18 protein-coding genes are annotated in these 17,552 nt (G+C 57.6%); 4 read left to right on the forward strand and 14 right to left on the reverse strand.

The features are described 5' to 3' along the window. Positions 1 to 26: 26 nt before the first annotated feature. The 3 genes from ACQE3E_RS12695 (at position 27) to hypF (ending at position 5,372) form a co-directional block, all read left to right on the forward strand. Positions 27 to 1,766, forward strand: a complete 1,740-nt coding sequence (locus ACQE3E_RS12695) for a sulfite reductase subunit alpha (RefSeq protein ID WP_427500600.1) — start codon at positions 27 to 29, stop codon at positions 1,764 to 1,766. Positions 1,767 to 2,019: 253 nt separating this feature from the next. Then, the gene (gene hypE / locus ACQE3E_RS12700) at positions 2,020 to 3,060 is read left to right on the forward strand and encodes a hydrogenase expression/formation protein HypE (protein WP_168029119.1); all 1,041 of its coding nucleotides are present in this window, start codon (positions 2,020 to 2,022) and stop codon (positions 3,058 to 3,060) included. After that, on the forward strand, positions 3,060 to 5,372 hold the full coding sequence (gene hypF / locus ACQE3E_RS12705) for a carbamoyltransferase HypF (RefSeq protein WP_313730183.1): 2,313 nt from the start codon (positions 3,060 to 3,062) through the stop codon (positions 5,370 to 5,372). Before hypE ends, hypF begins: the two co-directional genes overlap by 1 nt. 13 nt (positions 5,373 to 5,385) lie before the next feature. On the opposite strand, the gene ACQE3E_RS12710 is transcribed toward hypF, so the two are convergent. The 8 genes from ACQE3E_RS12710 to argH all read right to left on the reverse strand — a co-directional run bounded on the left by ACQE3E_RS12710 (position 5,386) and on the right by argH (position 11,573). Next, positions 5,386 to 6,132 (reverse strand): phosphate/phosphite/phosphonate ABC transporter substrate-binding protein, encoded by a 747-nt coding sequence (locus tag ACQE3E_RS12710; protein ID WP_071156265.1) that lies wholly within the window; start codon positions 6,130 to 6,132, stop codon positions 5,386 to 5,388. 15 nt (positions 6,133 to 6,147) lie between these two features. Further along, positions 6,148 to 6,624, reverse strand: coding sequence for a PAS domain-containing protein (locus tag ACQE3E_RS12715; RefSeq protein ID WP_064030516.1), 477 nt, complete (start codon positions 6,622 to 6,624; stop codon positions 6,148 to 6,150). Between the two features lie 27 nt (positions 6,625 to 6,651). Continuing rightward, a complete protein-coding gene (locus ACQE3E_RS12720) occupies positions 6,652 to 7,014 on the reverse strand; it encodes a roadblock/LC7 domain-containing protein (protein WP_064030514.1) in 363 nt (120 codons plus the stop codon). 55 nt (positions 7,015 to 7,069) lie between these two features. Then, positions 7,070 to 7,705, reverse strand: coding sequence for a hypothetical protein (locus ACQE3E_RS12725; protein WP_168029127.1), 636 nt, complete (start codon positions 7,703 to 7,705; stop codon positions 7,070 to 7,072). A gap of 4 nt (positions 7,706 to 7,709) precedes the next feature. Then, the gene (locus tag ACQE3E_RS12730; RefSeq protein WP_064030510.1) at positions 7,710 to 8,246 is read right to left on the reverse strand and encodes a GTP-binding protein; all 537 of its coding nucleotides are present in this window, start codon (positions 8,244 to 8,246) and stop codon (positions 7,710 to 7,712) included. Positions 8,247 to 8,261: 15 nt separating this feature from the next. Then, entirely contained in the window at positions 8,262 to 9,437 is a 1,176-nt protein-coding gene (locus ACQE3E_RS12735) for a hypothetical protein (RefSeq protein ID WP_064030508.1), read from the reverse strand. Then, a complete protein-coding gene (locus ACQE3E_RS12740) occupies positions 9,434 to 10,120 on the reverse strand; it encodes a type IV pilus assembly protein FimV (protein WP_427500601.1) in 687 nt (228 codons plus the stop codon). The genes ACQE3E_RS12735 and ACQE3E_RS12740 overlap by 4 nt, the downstream gene beginning before the upstream one ends. Before the next feature lie 61 nt (positions 10,121 to 10,181). Further along, the gene (gene argH / locus ACQE3E_RS12745) at positions 10,182 to 11,573 is read right to left on the reverse strand and encodes an argininosuccinate lyase (RefSeq protein WP_427500602.1); all 1,392 of its coding nucleotides are present in this window, start codon (positions 11,571 to 11,573) and stop codon (positions 10,182 to 10,184) included. A 131-nt stretch (positions 11,574 to 11,704) separates the two neighbouring features. Here argH and ACQE3E_RS12750 point away from each other — a divergent pair, with 131 nt between their 5' ends. Beyond that, a complete protein-coding gene (locus ACQE3E_RS12750) occupies positions 11,705 to 12,052 on the forward strand; it encodes a hypothetical protein (RefSeq protein ID WP_427500603.1) in 348 nt (115 codons plus the stop codon). A gap of 13 nt (positions 12,053 to 12,065) precedes the next feature. Here the strand turns inward: ACQE3E_RS12750 and ACQE3E_RS12755 are convergent, their stop codons facing one another. The 6 genes from ACQE3E_RS12755 to ACQE3E_RS12780 all read right to left on the reverse strand — a co-directional run bounded on the left by ACQE3E_RS12755 (position 12,066) and on the right by ACQE3E_RS12780 (position 17,445). Next, positions 12,066 to 12,287 (reverse strand): TraR/DksA C4-type zinc finger protein, encoded by a 222-nt coding sequence (locus ACQE3E_RS12755; protein WP_064030500.1) that lies wholly within the window; start codon positions 12,285 to 12,287, stop codon positions 12,066 to 12,068. 42 nt (positions 12,288 to 12,329) lie between these two features. Then, positions 12,330 to 12,842 (reverse strand): hydrogenase maturation protease, encoded by a 513-nt coding sequence (locus ACQE3E_RS12760; RefSeq protein ID WP_427500604.1) that lies wholly within the window; start codon positions 12,840 to 12,842, stop codon positions 12,330 to 12,332. Then, the gene (locus ACQE3E_RS12765) at positions 12,842 to 14,341 is read right to left on the reverse strand and encodes a Ni/Fe hydrogenase subunit alpha (RefSeq protein ID WP_071156250.1); all 1,500 of its coding nucleotides are present in this window, start codon (positions 14,339 to 14,341) and stop codon (positions 12,842 to 12,844) included. Before ACQE3E_RS12765 ends, ACQE3E_RS12760 begins: the two co-directional genes overlap by 1 nt. A 77-nt stretch (positions 14,342 to 14,418) precedes the next feature. Then, on the reverse strand, positions 14,419 to 14,958 hold the full coding sequence (locus ACQE3E_RS12770; protein ID WP_313730179.1) for an NADP oxidoreductase: 540 nt from the start codon (positions 14,956 to 14,958) through the stop codon (positions 14,419 to 14,421). Further along, positions 14,948 to 15,664: a 2Fe-2S iron-sulfur cluster-binding protein gene (locus tag ACQE3E_RS12775; RefSeq protein ID WP_071156248.1), complete on the reverse strand. Its 717-nt coding sequence runs from the start codon at positions 15,662 to 15,664 to the stop codon at positions 14,948 to 14,950. The genes ACQE3E_RS12770 and ACQE3E_RS12775 overlap by 11 nt, the downstream gene beginning before the upstream one ends. A 2-nt stretch (positions 15,665 to 15,666) precedes the next feature. Continuing rightward, positions 15,667 to 17,445, reverse strand: a complete 1,779-nt coding sequence (locus tag ACQE3E_RS12780) for an NAD(P)H-dependent oxidoreductase subunit E (protein WP_313730178.1) — start codon at positions 17,443 to 17,445, stop codon at positions 15,667 to 15,669. Between the last annotated feature and the right edge of the window lie 107 nt (positions 17,446 to 17,552).

The raw sequence follows: 17,552 nt of genomic DNA on the forward strand, positions 1-17,552 counted from the left end.
CAAGCCGGTCCCAAGTTGGTAGAGAAATGAAATCACCTTTTATCCCTGAAAACGCCCCCTACTCCGACTCACAACGTGCCTGGCTCAGCGGTTTTTTCGCCGGCATGCACAGCCACATGCTTCACAGCGCCGGCAGCGTCAATTCCGCCAACGCCCGCAACTTACATATTCTGTTCGGCAGCCAGACCGGCAATTCCGAATCCCTGGCTCACGACGCCGCCGCCCGCGCCAAAAGCCACGGTTTGGTTCCCATCGTTAAAGGCATGGACGAAATCGAAATCGGTCAACTAGCAAATATCGAATACCTATTGATCATCACCAGCACCTATGGCGAAGGCGCCATGCCAGACAACGCCGAAATGCTGTGGGAAGCCGCCAGCGACGACAGCGCCCCTCGCCTGGAAAAACTCAATTACGCGGTGTTGGCGCTGGGCGATACCAGCTACGATTTGTTTTGCCAAGCCGGCAAGGACTGGGACGAACGCCTGCAAGCCTTGGGAGCCAACCGCTTGTTCGAGCGGGTCGATTGCGACGTCGATTTCGAAGCGCCCGCCGAACAATGGCTTAGCGAAGTGATTCCGTTGATGGCCGACGGCGCCGAAACCGTCGCGGTTGTCGATACCGAGGCTCAGCCAAGCAAATCTCAATACAACCGCAAAAATCCATTCCCGGCCAAACTGTTGGTCAATCGCTTGTTAACCGCCGGCGACTCGTCCAAGGAAACCCGCCACTACGAAATATCGATCGCCGGTTCCGGCCTGAATTACGAGGCGGGGGACGCAATGTGCGTGGTACCGACCAACTGCCCGCAACTGGTGGCCGATCTGGTCAAGGCCCTGGGTTGCAGCGGCGCCGAGGAAGAACCGGTAAACAGCGAACTGATGACGCTTTCGGAAGCATTGCGCACTCACTTCGAGATCAAAACGCCAAGCAAGGAGTTGATCGAGGAAATCGCGAAACGCTCCGGCGATCAGGAACTCAACGCGCTGCTGCAAGCCGGCGACAAGGACAAACTCTCCAATTACCTGTGGGGTCGCGACACGCTGGATTTGTTGTTGCAGTTCCCAGGCGTCGAATTTTCCGCCGCGGAATTTCTGCGCCTGCTAAAGCCGTTGCAACATCGAGCCTACTCGATCTCGTCGAGCAGCAAGCAACATCCCGATGCCGTCCACCTGACCGTCGCCAGTGTGCGCTACGACGCCCACGGCCGGCATCACAAGGGCGTCTGTTCCACCTATCTGGCCGATTTAGTCGATGAAACCACCGATGTGCGGATTTTTTTCACGCCGAACAACAATTTCCGAGTTCCGAGCGACGACAATTTGCCGATGATCATGGTCGGTCCCGGCACCGGCATTGCCCCGTTCCGCGCCTTCTTGCAAGAACGCCAAGCCCGCAAGGCCGTCGGCAAGAACTGGCTGTTTTTCGGCGACCGTAACGCCGCGACCGATTTCATTTACCGCGACGAAATCGAGGCGATGCAAAGCAACGGTCTGCTGACCAAGCTGGATCTGGCCTTTTCCCGCGATCAGGCGGACAAGATTTACGTCCAGGATCGCATGAAGGAACACGGCGCCGAGTTGTTCGCCTGGTTGGAACAAGGCGGTTATTTCTTCGTGTGCGGCGACGCCTATCGAATGGCCAAGGACGTCGATCAAGCCTTGCACGACGTCATCCGCGAACACGGTAAAATGACATTGGTCGAAGCCGTGGAATACGTCAACCAATTGAAAAAAGACAAACGCTACGTACGCGACGTTTATTGACAACATGGGCGAGCTGCCGGTTAGAAACCGACAACTCGCCGGTCCAGTTCCTCGAGCCGCCAGCAACGCCGATTCCATTCGAGTCCGGCTAAACCTAGCCGTTGGCAATGCGGCGATTTTCCGCCGGTTTTGGCCGAAACATCCTTCCTCCGCCCGACAAAATCCCGCTCGATCGACCCCGTATTCGGCTAAAATCGCCGGCTGATCCCGGCGCATCCGTGCCGGATACCATCAATTTGATAGGACGGCTAGCGTGGCCCATTCCGCTTACACTCTGAACTTGACATCCGGCCAGATCGATCTTAGTCACGGCGGCGGCGGCCGGGCGATGGCGCAATTGATCGATGCCTTGTTTATCAAGCATTTCGACAACGACTTATTGAAGCGCCGCAACGACCAGGCTGTTTTTCAGGTCCCGGCCGGCCGGCTGGCGATCAGCACCGACGGCCACGTGATCTCGCCGCTGTTCTTCCCAGGCGGCGACATTGGCGCCCTTGCGGTGCATGGCACGCTGAATGACGTCGCGATGTCGGGTGCCCGGCCCTTGTATTTGGCGGCCGGGTTTATTCTGGAGGAAGGCCTGGCGCTGGCCGATCTGGACCGTATCGTCGCCAGCATGGCCGCCGCCGCCAAAGCCGCCGGCACTCCGGTGGTGACAGGCGACACCAAGGTCGTCGAGCGCGGTAAGGGCGACGGCGTATTCATCACCACGACCGGCGTCGGCATCGTGCCGGACGGCGTTGATATCGCCGGTGACCGCGCCGAGCCCGGCTGCGCGGTGTTGGTCAGCGGCAGCATCGGCGACCACGGCGTGGCGATCATGGCCGGCCGCGAGAATCTGCAATTCGGGACCAGCATCGTTTCGGATTCGGCCGCGCTGCACGGCTTGGTAGCGGATATGGTGGCCGCGGCGCCGACCCGGATACGCTGCTTGCGCGATCCGACCCGCGGCGGCTTGGCCACCGCACTGAACGAACTGGCCGAGCAATCCGGCGTCGGCATCGTCGTCGACGAAAACCGCATCCCTATTAAGGCCCAAGTCAGAGCGGCTTGCGAGATTCTCGGCCTCGATCCGCTTTACGTCGCCAACGAAGGCAAGCTGGTCTGTATTTGCGAAGCCGACGCCGCCGAAACCTTACTCAATACGATGCAGAACCATCCGTTGGGTCGGGATGCCTCGATCATCGGTACCGTCGTCGCCGATCAACACCATTTCGTGCAAATGACCACCGGCTTCGGCGGCCGCCGTATCGTGGATTGGCCCGCCGGCGAACAACTGCCGCGCATTTGCTGATGCCCGGCCTGGCGATCCGGGCGCGCGGCGTGGTGCAGGGCGTCGGTTTTCGACCGACGATCTGGCATCTGGCCAAAACATACCATTTGACCGGTTCGGTCTGGAACGATCAGGAAGGCGTGATGATTCACGCCTACGGCCCTGCAAGCGTGTTGGCGGAGTTCGCGGAGGCGATTCCCAAGCACCTGCCGCCGCTGGCCCGATTGGACGCGCTGGAAAGCGCCGAACTGCTCGGCAGCGCGCCGGACGAGTTCCGCATCGTCGCCAGCGCCGGCGGCCGCGCGGCCGATACCGTCATCGCGGCCGATGCCGCCACTTGCCCGGCTTGTCTGGCAGACATTGCCGATCCCAGCAACCGCCGCTATCGCTATCCTTTCACCAACTGCACGCATTGCGGTCCGCGTTTATCCATCGTCCGCCGCGTGCCTTACGACAGGCGCCATACCAGCATGGCCGGTTTCGCGATGTGCCCGGAATGCCTAAGCGAATATCAAGACCCGGCCGACCGGCGCTTTCACGCTCAAGCCAATTGCTGTCCGGTATGCGGCCCCAAGCTGTGGCTGGAAGACGGCAAAGGCCTCCTCCCCGGAGATCCTATTGATCAGGCCGCCGCCGCGGTCCGCGCCGGACGGATTGTCGCGATCAAAGGCTTGGGCGGATTTCATTTGGCTTGCGATGCCGCCAATGCCGAGACGGTGCGCCGATTACGCCTGCGCAAGCGCCGCTACGCTAAGCCGTTTGCGTTGATGGCCGGTAGTGAGACGATGTTGCGCCGCTACGCCGAGTGTTCCCCATTGGAGCACGCCGCGCTGCAATCCCCGGCCGCGCCCATCATGCTGCTAACGGCAGCCGGCGCCGGGCTGGCACCTGAACTCGCCCCCGGCGACGATAAACTGGGCTTCTTGCTGCCGTACACACCACTACATCATTTGTTGATGGCCGCGCTGAACACTCCCATCGTGCTGACGTCCGGTAATGTTAGCGACGAACCGCAATGCATAGACAACGCGGCGGCCCGCGCCGAATTAACCGACATCGCCGACCTGTGGCTGATGCACGACCGCGATATCGCGAATCGCTTGGATGATTCGGTGGCGCGGCTAGTGGACGGCGAAATTCGCTTGTTGCGGCGGGCGCGCGGCTACAGCCCGCAAGCGTTGATTCTTCCCGTCGGCTTCGAGCAGGCGGACGGCGTTCTGGCAATGGGCGCCGAATTGAAAAACAGTTTTTGCCTGATTCGGCGGGGTCAAGCCATCGTCTCGCAGCATATCGGCGATCTGGAAAATACGGCGGCGCAGCGTGATTACCGCCAAACGATTGATCTATACCGGCAGCTGCACGGCTGCACGCCGACACGGATCGCGATCGACCGCCATCCCGGCTATCTGTCCAGTGCTCACGGCCGAGAGCTTGCCGCCGCGCTACCCGCCGAGCTGAACGAAGTCCAGCATCACCACGCCCATCTGGCCGCTTGTCTGGCCGAGCACGCCGCGCCATTGACCGGGCCGCCGGTGCTGGCGGCGATATTCGACGGCCTGGGTCTGGGTGACGAAGGCAGTCTATGGGGCGGCGAATTTTTCTGGGGAGGCTACCGGACTTGCCGGCGTCTCGCGCATTTTGAAGCGATCGCCCTGCCCGGCGGCACGCAGGCGATTCGGGAACCGTGGCGAAACGCATACGCTCAGCTCGCGCACTATTTCGCTTGGCCCGACCTGATCGCCGAATACGGCGGTCTGGATATCGTGCAATTGCTGAATCGCAAGCCGTTGGCAACTTTGGACGCGATGATCGCAAAAGGCTTGAACTCGCCACCGGCTTCATCGTGCGGGCGATGGTTCGACGCGTTTGCCGCCGCACTTGGCCTTCACGCCGAGTTCGCCGATTACGAGGGCCAAGCGGCAATCGCATTGGAGATCTTGGCCGGCCCGGCATTTTTCGGCGAGCGAGCTTATCCGGATGCTTGGACTTTGGCCCAAACCGGCGAGAGTCGGGTACTCAGTTGGCGCGGGTTGTGGCTGGCGGTACTAACCGATTTACGCGACGGTACCGATCTAGCCCGCGTGGCGGCCCGCATTCATCACACATTGATCGACGCCACATCGGCAATCTTATCTACGTTGGCAACAACCCACCCGGCGGATACCGTGGTACTGAGCGGCGGCGTGTTTCAGAATCGTTTGCTATTGGAAGGTCTATCGGCGAAGTTGAGAACCGCCGGCTTTCAGGTGTTGGCACCGCGCGCCTATCCGGCCAACGACGGTGGTCTGGCGCTGGGTCAGGCGGTCATCGCGGCGGCGGCGGCAGCGCGATGACCCGAACGAAGGCTCAAGTATTCAACGTCTCCATCAAATCGATCATGAACTCCATGTCTTCATCTTCCAGAGCTTGCCAACCGGAAAATCCGAGGCTTTCCAGTACGCCGGGGCCCTTGTCTTCCTCGGCCATCCTCACCAACAGATCGCGAATCTCCTGGCGCCGTTCGGCCAGGCGCGGGCCAACCAGCAGTGCGTGGTTGATGACGCTGATCTGACTACGTACCAACACCCTTAGTTGCTTTTTGATCATGCCGGATAAGTTGTCGAAGGCTTCGGCCAAGAAAATGCCGACATCGGCTTCGCCCTTTAGCAGGTGCTTGGCAACCAACACGTAATTGTCGGATAGCAATGCTTGAATGTTGCCGCGGTCCAGATCGGCCGGTTCCAACATGATCATGCCCATCAACCGCACGTCCGGATCTTCGGTGTGGGCGACGCGGATACCCGGCGTCAGATCCGCTACGTCCTGAATCGGGCTGTCGGCGTTGACCGCGATCACCGCCTCATCCGACAAGCCTACCGGCTTGACCAGGGGTAGAAAGCCTTTCTCCCGGACCAGCATCGCCGCGTCGAAAGGATTGGCATAGATCAAGTCCACCGCATCGCCGGCGATAGCTTGGTGCAAGCGTTGATAATGGTCGTACATTTCCAAATGGATCGCGGCGGCGGTGTGTTTTTGCAGCCACGTATTGAAGATATACCATCCGGACAAACGATCCGGCGCGAAATCGGGACTAACGGTAAACAAATAAGTCATAACGCGTTCCCCTGCTCAGATTAGCGTCGAATAGAGTTGGATGCTGTCTTCGATCTTGCGGCGCGAGGGCTTACGCCTGACCGAGGTATACCCGACCACCTGACCGTTGCGGACGTTGGGAATGACGGTCGCCTTAACCCAATAATAGCCGCCGTCCTTGCGCAAATTCTTCACGTAACCCTGCCATTTTTCGCCGCGCCCGACGGTGTCCCACAAGTCCTTAAACGCGGCGGCGGGCATATCGGGATGTCTTAGCACACTGTGCGGCATCCCGATCAACTCTTGCACGGCGTAGCCTGACATGTCGATAAAGGCTTGGTTGGCGTGGCGAATGATGCCGTCCGGCGTCGTCGTCGAAACAATCAGTTTGCCGTCCGGATACGGGGTTTCCAGTTCGGTATACAGTACTTTACGGCTGCTTCCGTCAAAATAGGTCAGCGTCGTCTCCTTGAAGTCGCCTACGATATCCTCGGGCTTCATATCAGCAATCATGATGCGCTCCACTAGCGTTTGAGGGAATTACAACATTTCGGCGATGCTCTCGGCCGCCCGCTTAACATCCAGAAATATCAAACCCAACTTGGCGTTAGGCTTAGCTAGCACCGTCAAAACCGCCTCGCGCCCGGCGTAAGTCATCAATACGTAACCCTTGTCGCCCTTGATCAACACTTGTTCCAGACCGCCGCGACTCAACTCCTGCGCGGTGCGGTCGCCCAGCGACAGCATCGCCGCGCTCATGGCACCGACCCGGTCCTCGTCCATGCTGGCAGGCAATACCGAGGCCATCATCAAACCGTCGGTGGAGATCACTCCGGACGCTTCGATGTCCGCCGAAGTGCCGTTCAGCTCGGTCAAGACCGAGGTCAACATGTCTGCTCTCATAGTGTGGTTTCCTCTGTTTTCAGGTGATAAGTTAAAACCGCCGGTTTGCCGCCGGTCATTTCAGATAGCGAGTAATCAATGCCCACGCCAACGAAACGAACTCGGCGTGATTGAAATGCGGCACGCCGCTGATCGCCAACACAAAGCGGTGCTTGCCGACGAACATCGGCCAAAAGCCAATTTGGCTATTCCCGAACGGATCGACGATCGCCAAGGCGTGGCTGGCGATTCCCAGGTTGTTAACCAGTAGACCGGACCGGCGCTTATGCACTGTCGCCAATTCCGCGCTCAGTGCCGATAACTCTTCGGCGACCTCATGCGGGAATCCGCTGCAAGCCAAGTAAAAACCTTGATCGTCGGCGAGCAAGACTTTTCCGGACTCGGCGATCAAGCCCAACATCGCCGGCAGAATATCCTCCAAAGCCCCTTGCGGCGCCGTTATCGGCGCATCCAGACCTTGAACCCAACCAAGTTTTTGGCAATACGACAACAATTGCATGGCTTTTTCGGTTTCGTCGGTTTCCATCAAGGCCATTAAGCGACCTTCGGTCAATTCCGGCGTTTGTTCCAGCTTCAACAACTGATTTAGAAAGCGACGCGGCTTATCTTCGGCGGGACTGGCGATCGCGTAATAAGCGCCGGCGGGCGTAGGGTATAAATACAAACCCTGTTTTAGTTCGTAACCGGCCATGACTTCAGCCCACCAAACCAGGATCGAGCGAGTACAACAAGGACTGGACCAACAGCGAGACATCGGCCCGCTCGCGAGCGTCGACGGCAAATACCGGCGGATTCAAACCCAAGGTTTGCAACTGTCGATGGTAGTCGTCTATCGCCGGCGTGCTGCTCAAATCCATTTGGGTGACGCCTATGGCCACGCCGGTGGTATCGATAAATTTACCGAAGGCATCCAGAAAGAATTTCATGTCTTGAAACGGATCGGCCCTGGTGTTATCCAGCAGCAAGACCAAGCCGATACCGCCGACGGTCAGAATCTCCCACATGAAATCGAAGCGCTCTTGGCCCGGTGTTCCGTACAAGTGGATCTTTTCGCCGCCGGGTAAATTCATCACGCCGTAATCCATGGCTACGGTCGTCGATTCCTTGCGGTTCTTAGTCATATCGCTAGCGGCGGCATCGGTCTTGACCGGCGGCAGATCGCTGATCGAATGTATAGCGGTAGTCTTGCCGGCGCCGACTGGGCCGGTGAATATGATTTTGTATTGACTCATCGTGGTTCCTTATCGTTATTGCTCGCCGCGCAACTTCCCAAGAATCTTGCTCAACAGACCTTGGTTTTTGGCCGGTCTTGGGGCCGGTTGGGCGACCACCGCGTCGGCTTGGCGTTCGGATTGGCGCAACAAGCCCAGCGTATGACAGGCACTGACGAACACAAAGACGTATTGCATCTTGATCCGCAGCACTTCGGCGATTTCCAACGGCGTGCGCGGTTGCTGGATCAACAAGGCCGCGATCCGCAAAGCTTCCGGGGTAATCACCAAGCGGGTAAAGTTAGGCCAGCGGTCCAGATATACCGGCTTGTAAATATCGATTCCGATCGGAAATCGGCCCTTGGAGGTCCAAATCGCCAGTTTCCAAAGAAAAGCCGACATGTCCTGATGTTTTTCAGCGTCGCGGGGCGCCGGGTCGGTCAAATCGAATACCGACAATGTCATGTTCCCCGCCGAGGCCCGGTTCAGCACCACCCCGGCGAATGCCCGCAATTGCTTGTCATCGGCATCCAACCAGATTTCCTCGGACTCGGGAAAAATCAACAACGGCTTCCAGATCGAGTTCAGCCGTAGTGCCTTATGCTGCAAGCGGGCGGTCTTGAATGCCGATTGCACAAAGCCCAGGAAATAATGTCTAGGATCAAAATACGCGGTGCGCCATTGAGCAGGGTCGTCGAAATCGATATCGGCCAATGTGCCGAGGAAGGTGCGGAACCCGCTATCGCTCAGTTGCGCCGCAGTCCGGTGTTTGCTGGATTTCAATCGCTCCGGGCGAGGTTGTCCGGACGATACCGATTCAGACGCATGCTCGGCTTCCGATCCGCGGCTGGCGGGGTGACGGAGTTTTTCGGCGACCTTTCGAGCCGCCAAAACATCCCGCACTTGCGCGAACACCGACAGCATTTGTTGAGCATTGACCGGCTTCTTAACGAAAAACGCGTTTTCAACCCGCAGGTCATAGAGCGACAACAATACTAACGGTCTACCAGGATTGGCGGCGCGCCGGGCTTTAATGATATCGGCCGCCTTGGCGTGGTCGGCATCGATCAGGTCCAGATCCGCTTCGTCTTCGTTGACGACGACCGCTACTCCGCGGCAAGGTCCTTTCAAATACATGGCCATGGTTTTGCCGGTCCGGCCGTCCATCGCGAATAACGCGGCCCGCAAGGCCGGGGGCACGTGAAGTGTCATGAGCTGATTCCGTCAAAGTAAACCGCAACTTGGCGCCAGCCGTCCACAAGAGCCACGCCGGCGTCGCTCAATGCTCGGTATTGCCGGCGAAAGCGTTCAGCATTTTTGGTAGAGCGATATAACTCCAACAGCGAGTTCTGCAAGTCCTCGCGTTCGGGTTGTTGAATCAATCCGGTTTCCAACGCCTCGATCGCCTGGCTCAATTGGCTGTACTCGATGAAATCGTTAGCCAGTGCCAGATAGTCGTATTGAGTGTCGGTTCCCCGGACCTGTTGAACCAAGTCCGAGCTTCCCAACATACCGTCGGTAAATAACGTGTAACGATTCGCCACGCGCGTACCGGGCTTGTGTAAAGCCGCCGCTTGGGCGGCACTCAATTTACCGCGACAGGCGGCGAGCAATCGGGCGCGTAACGCGGAACCGCGTCCGCCCAAGATAATCGTTAAATCGAGCAATGCGGCAAATAGCTGCTCGGATAAGTCGCTACGGTAACAGCGATAAATACGCCGCAAATGGCCAAGCAGATCGGCGGGTTGTTTGCGGACCGCGAAGACCAGGACATTCAAGGCCTGCTCGCCGTCCGGATCGATGCCAAACGCCGCCAAGCGAGCATCGGACCAGAACTCGGACTCCGCCGCTATGACCGTCCGAGCGGTTTCTAAACCAAAATCGCTTTGAAGCATTGCCACCCTCCGAACCAAGACCGTTCGAAAGGGTAGCAGCGAATCAGATAATTACCGCGATTTAACTAAGGATTTGCCGGCGCGCGTCACAAATTGCCTGACGCACCGTCTCCGGTGCCGTACCGCCAATATGCTTGCGCAAAGCCACCGACCCTTCTAAGCCGAGGATATCGAACACATCTTCCGCAATACTTGCCGAGAAACTTTGCAATTCGGTCAGGGTTAATTCCGACAAATCCCGACCGGTCCGCAAACCCAGGCGAACCGCCAAACCGACCACCTCGTGCGCATCGCGGAACGCCATGCCCTTACGGACCAAGTAGTCGGCTAAATCGGTCGCGGTCGCGAAACCGCGTTTGGCGGACTGATACATGTTTTCGCGCTTGGCCTGGACGCGCGGCATCATGTCGGCAAAAGCCCGTAGACTGTTGACGACGGTATCGACGGTATCGAATAACGGCTCCTTGTCTTCCTGATTGTCCTTGTTGTAGGCCAGGGGTTGGCTTTTCATCAACATCAGCAACGCCATCAAATGCCCGGCCACCCGGCCGGACTTGCCGCGCACCAACTCCGGTACGTCCGGGTTTTTCTTCTGCGGCATGATCGACGATCCCGTGCAAAAGGCGTCCGGAATATCGATGAAGTCGAACTGAGCACTAGCCCAAAGTACCAGCTCTTCGGAAAACCTGGACAAATGCAACATCACTAGGCTGGCGGCGGCGGTAAACTCGATCGCGAAATCGCGATCGCTAACCGAATCCAGCGAATTGTTGGACGGCCGGGAAAAACCCAGTAACTCCGCAGTCAAGAAACGATCCAGCGGATAACTGGTACCGGCCAGCGCCGCCGCTCCCAGCGGCATCACATTGATGCGCTTGCGGCAATCCTGGAAGCGCTCGACGTCGCGGCTCAGCATCTCGAACCAGGCCATCAAATGGTGGCCGAAGGTCACCGGTTGGGCCACCTGCAAATGGGTGAAACCGGGCATGATCGTCGCGGCCTCACGTTCTGCCAGATCCAGCAACGCGGTTTGCAGACGCCGCAATTGACCCAGAATGACGTCGACTTCGTCACGCAAATACAAACGAATGTCGGTGGCGACCTGATCGTTACGTGAACGTCCGGTGTGCAGTTTTTTGCCGGCGATACCGATCAGGTCGGTCAAGCGCGCTTCGATATTCATGTGAACATCTTCCTGCTTTATCGACCAGACGAACTCGCCGCGTTCGATTTCACCGCGAATTTGCGCCAGCCCGCTACGGATGTCGGCCAGCTCCTGTTCGGTCAAAATCCCAATCTTATGGAGCATCGTCGCGTGCGCCAACGAACCCTGAATATCCTGCAGGGCCATGCGTTGATCGAAACCGACCGAGGCGGTGAATTCCTCGACGAACGCGTCGGTGGCTTCGGCGAAGCGGGCGCTGGAGAGTTTTTCGGAGTTTACATTTGACATAGGCAACGATCGCAAGCGGCAAAAAACGCCGATTATACCGTCGACGACCGGAATCAAGATTAGGATTTGCGATATTCAGCCGGCCCTGCTTCGGGCATAATCGGCTAAAACCGACACTCAGGAGATCAACAATGACATTCAAATCAGCCATGTTGGCCGGTGCCTTAACCCTACTCGTCGGTTGCGGCCACGGTTACGAAGGTGAATACCGGGCCGAAGGCGGCTCGGAAAACCAGTTCATCGACGCCGTCGCGAAAATCATTGGCGACCAAACCTTGGTCATTGGCAAAAACTACCTGGATTCCAACGGCGAACGCACCGAATTCGCCGACATTTTCGTCCGCGAATCCGGCAGTCAGTCGTATTTGGTATTCAAGAAAGCCGACGGCTCGGAAGAGGCCTGGAAAATCGTCGACCAAGACACATTGGAACGTGGCGGCGGCTTGGTATCGATCAGGATGAAACGGGTTAAATCCTGAGATGATCACCAATTCAGATTTTACCGCTACGTTCCAATTTGGTCTGGCAGGGCAAACAATAACGACAGGCAATCGCGCTCCGGCGCGCCTCGGGGATGGGTTCGCCGCATTCGTCGCAATGCGTCGCCGACTCCCCGGCATACATCGAGCGGCGAGTTTGTTCGACGAATAATTCAGTCATTTGATCCAAGCGTTCGACAATGGCGTCGGTACCGCCGGCCCATGCGGTGGACATACGGGTAATCCTGTGAAAAATTGGAAAAGTCGCTGGCGCCGCTCAAGCCGGAACGGCGAGGTCTAAAGGCGGAACGACTTTGATGGCGGCGGCTAATATATCCTCCGCCGACCCGCTCAGCAAGCGACAGGCGAATTCGACAGCCAGCGCCAGGTTTTGCGCGGCGTCAGGGCTGAGCACCTCGCCAAGCTCGAACGACAAACCGGCAATGCCCAATAAGAAAGTCGGCGGCGGCGAACCGTACAACGCTTGATAAACGTCCAGCAAGGCCGCCGGACTCATCGCATGGCTGGTGTAACTCCGATCACGTAACGGCATGAGCCGGCTGAATTGGTAGGGCATCTCGGCCTTGACCGACGCATCGACGAATATCGCCACACGCCGCCCCTGTAAATCCAGCGCGTGCTCGATTTGCAACTGAAAATCGACGATGAATTCGACGGTGTTGGTGCCGACTTGGTTTTCCAGAGCCTCCAATAGCAGAGGTCCGAGGGCATCGTCACCTCGGCTCGGGTTGCCGTAAGCAAACACCAGAACCGGTTTGAGCGCCGTCATCAGGCCAAACCGTGCTCGAATTCACCGTCGCTATGCCGAATCAACCGATCAATCACTTGGCCTTCGGCATCCACCAATTCGAGTTGCAACGGCATTTTGCCAACCGCATGGGTGGCGCAAGACAAGCAAGGATCGTAGGCGCGTATCGCCACTTCCAGACTGTTCAGCAACGGCTCGGTCAACTCGCGCCCGGACAGGTATTCAGCCGCGACCTGACGTACCGACTCGTTCATGCCCATATTGTTACTGGTCGTCGAAACGATCAAGTTAGCCTTGGTGACGATGTCGTTGTCATCGATCTGATAGTGGTGAAACAAGGTGCCGCGCGGCGCCTCGATCACGCCGATACCTTCGTAACGCTTTTCGCCTTGAACCAGCAAATGACTACTCATCACGTCGGAATCGCGCAACAAAATCTTAATACCTTCGGCGCAATGCAATAATTCGATCAACCGCGCCCAATGGAAAGCCAAGGTGCTGTGCACCATGGCCTCCCCACCGTGTTGCTTGAACTCGACCCGCGCTGCTTCGGCCAGCGGCGTATCGATGAAATCGCAGTTGTTGACCCGAGCCAAGGGTCCCACCCGATACCAACCGTCGGCCTTGCCTAATGCGGTCAGATACGGGAATTTCATATAACTCCAGGAGCGCACCTCTTCATGGATCAAATCGGTGTAAGCGCAATAATCGTAGTGGTCGACTATCGTCGCGCCGCTGTCGGTTTTGGCGCGAATCCCACCGTGATAAAGCTCCATCGCACCGTTCGGCTTGATCAAGCCCAGATAATTGCTGCGTATCGTCGCAAACTCGTCGTAATACGGCAGGTTGGCGGTATGCACCGATTTGATCAAGGCCACCGCCGATTCGGCCCAAGCCAGCACCTGATCGATATCCCGCAACAAATAATCCCGCTCGTCTCGGCTCAAAGCCTTGTTCATGCCGCCGGGTATCGCGCCGGTACCGTGCACCCTTTTGCCGGACACCATCCGTATGACTTCCTGACCGTACTTACGCAGCTTCACGCCTTGCAGGCCGATCTCGGGGTATTCCGCCAGCACCGCGATGACGTTGCGCTTGGCGATGTCGCTATCGAAACCAAACAGCAAGTCCGGGCTGGAAAGATGAAAAAAGTGCAGAGCATGAGATTGTAAAACTTGGCCGAAATGCAACAGGCGGCGCAGTTTGTCGGCGGCTGGCGTCAGATCGGCCGGATCGACGCCCACCAATTGATCGATGGCCTTGGCCGCCGCCAGATGGTGACTAACCGGGCAAATGCCGCAGAGCCGTTGCACCAACACCGGCAACTCCCAATACGGCCGGCCCTGAATGAATTTTTCGAAGCCGCGAAATTCGACGATGTGCAGCCGGGCTTGCTGGACCCGATTCTCGGCGTCCAGCAACAACGTGACTTTTCCATGACCCTCGACGCGAGAGACGGGATCAACCACGACCCGTTTCAGGCCGGCGGGATTGACGGCGGTTTCAAGATGCTCGTACATAAATATTCTCTCTTTAACGGGACGGCGGGCCGCGCTCGACGTCATTTACTCGGACCGACGCCAAACGGGCGCGCGGCTCAATCGTAATGCACCAATTCGTAAGGCAGGCTGGGTTCTCGGCCCTCGACCAACGCGGTCAGGAAGGTCCAGAACACGTCGGCGGACGGCGGGCAACCGGGCAGGAAATAGTCGATTTTGACAATTTCGTGGATTGGGTGCACCTGGTTCAGTAACAACGGCAATTCCGGATCGCTGGGAATTTGCGGATTTTCAACGCCGATGCCGTCTCGATACGCTTCCATCAGACAATCTTCCAGATCGATGTGGTTGCGCATCGCCGGTAAGCCGCCGTTGATCGCGCAAGCGCCAACCGCCACCAGGATCTTGCAGTTCTTCCGAAATTCGCGCAGTACATGCACGTTTTCCGAATTGCAGACGCCACCTTCGATCAAACCGATGTCGCAGGGACCGCAGTGCTCGATGTCGGTGATCGGCGAACGGTCGAATTCGGCGACTTCGGCCAAGGTCAACAGGCGTTCGTCGATATCCAGAAACGACATGTGGCAACCGAAGCAACCCGCCAACGAGGTGGTCGCGACCTTAATTTTATTGCTCATGACTTCCCTCCGCGAACAGCGCCACTTCGCTGATTTGGCGATGATCGTAAATACGTTGCCCGATAGGGACTTGATAACCGGTGCGCTTGATCAACAGCGCCCCGGTCGGGCACACGTGCACCGCGCTGTCGTCGATGCTGACGTCACTGTCCTTCAACAGCCCGCTGACCGAATTGACAACCAAACGCTTATTGATGCCGCGACCGGCGATCGCAAACACGTTTTTGCCGTCTTTTTCCTTACTCGCCCGCACGCAGAGATTGCAAAAAATGCAACGGTTGTGATCGATCAAAATGTCCGGATGCGAAGCATCCATTTCCCGGTGGGCGAAAAAGTGCGGGAAGTGGTTGTCCGTCATATTCAAATAGTAAGCGACGCCCTGTAATTGGCAGTTACCGGTTTTCTCGCAAGACGGACATAGGTGGTTGCCCTCGACGAACAGCATCTGCGTGATGCGACGGCGGTCTTGCTGCAGCTCGGCGCTATTGTTTATCACGGTTTGGCCGTCAACAGCTGGAAAGGTGCAAGCCGAGCAGTTCCGACCGTTGACGTTGACCGTGCATAATTTGCAACTGCCGTGGGGCGTGTAGCCGGGCTTGTGGCAGAGATGCGGAATGTAGATGCCGGCCGCGGTGGCGGCTTCGATGATGGTTTGTCCTGCTTGGAACGGGACGATTTGCCCGTCGATGGTGATGGTACCTGTCATGCTCAATCCTCCAGTTGCGACAAATGCGCGGCCGCGTCGTCGCGATGCGCCATGCGGCGGGCAATCGCCAACGCGCCGTCCAAATCGAACCCAGGTTCGTAACTGATCTGCTTCAATTGTTTTTCGTAGACGTCGGGGTAGCGTTCCAATGTGCTCAAGATCGGGTTGGCCGCGGTTTGTCCCAGGCCGCAATGGCTGTGGTGTTTCACTAACTGACAAAGATTTTCCAGCTCGACGACATCGCCGGCCGAACCATGACCGTCGACGATTTTATCCAACTGCTTTTTCAACAACGAGGTCCCAACCCGGCATGGCGTGCAAAATCCGCAACTCTCGTGAGCGAAGAAATGGGTGAAATTTTGAACGATCCTTAGGATGTCCCGACTGCAGTTAAAGACAATGAAGGAACCGCCGGTGGCTAGATCTTCGAAGGCTAAGGCCCGGTCCAGTTCCCGATTGGAAATGAACGTACCCGATGGTCCGCCGATCTGAACTCCCAATACGTCAACGGCGCCGCAGTCTTCCAGCACCTGGCGAATACGAGTACCGAACGGGTACTCGTAGATGCCCGGCCGTGCACAATCGCCGCTAATGCTGAGAATCTTGGTGCCGGCGGATTTTTCGGTGCCGACCGCGGCAAACCAAGCGCCGCCGCGTACGGCTATGTGAGCGGCGGCCAAAAAGGTTTCGACGTTATTGACGATCGTCGGTTTATTCAAATAGCCGCTGGTCACCGGATAAGGCGGCCGATTGCGGGGTATGCCGGGCTTACCTTCCAACGATTCGATCAGCGCCGATTCCTCGCCGCAAATATACGCGCCAGCGCCGAGACGGATTTCGATATCGAAGTTCAATCCCAGGCCGAGGATATTCTCGCCCAGCAAGCCGGACGCGCGGCGCTCGGTCAATACACCCTGCAATTGTTCGTGCAGATGCAAATATTCGCCACGCAGGTACAAAAACCCTTGTTGGGCGCCAATCAGCGCTGCCGCCAGCGTCATACCTTCGAAAACTTGACTGGCATAGCTGTTTAGCAACACCCGGTCTTTGAAGGTACCGGGCTCTCCCTCGTCGGCGTTGCAGACCACGAAACGGGTGTCGGCCGGCTCATCGGCGCAAAACCGCCATTTCACCGCCGTTTTGAAGCCCGCGCCACCGCGGCCGCGCAGACCGGAGCGGTCGAGTTCCTCCAACGTTTCCGGCAGACCGCGCTCAAACGCCGCCCGCAACGCATCGCCAGCGACCAAGGGTTCGCTAAGCAATAGTCCAGGTCTATGAATGTTATCGGCGACCGCAAACAATGTCGCCGGCCACTGCGACAGCGGCGTTTGCTGATTCACCAACTCGACGATTTCCTCGAGCCGAGCTATATCCAGGCTCGTTAAAGCCAATCCGTTGACCAAGCCGGCCGGCCCTTGATCGCACATACCGGTACACGAAGTACGATTTAAACTCACCAAGCCATCCGCCCGGACCTGACCGACCTGAACCGCCAAACGCTCGGCAAGATAATCCAACACAAACTGGTTACCCAACATCCGATCGGTGATCGAATCGCTGATTAACAAGTCATAACGACCTTGCGGGGTCATATGCAAGAAGCTGTAAAACTCGACGACACCGAGAATTTGCGTACGCGGAATAGACAAGCCTTCCGCCAGCAATTCGATGGCTTCCTCGGGAATATGCTGGTAGCGGGCTTGGACGGCTCTTAGGATTTGCAGCAGATTAACCGCTCGAGCATCGGCTTCCGCCAGCACGGTCTGAATAAACGTCTTCATCGTTTCGCACCGTTTGGTTGAGCAAGAAATTTAGCAACTGCCCGGAAAACGCCAGGACCAAGGCTTTCGAAACATGAAACTACCTGGCGAAACTAAGCAATCAATCT

Source organism: Methylomonas sp. MED-D (assembly GCF_050276835.1).
Taxonomy (GTDB): domain Bacteria; phylum Pseudomonadota; class Gammaproteobacteria; order Methylococcales; family Methylomonadaceae; genus Methylomonas; species Methylomonas koyamae_A.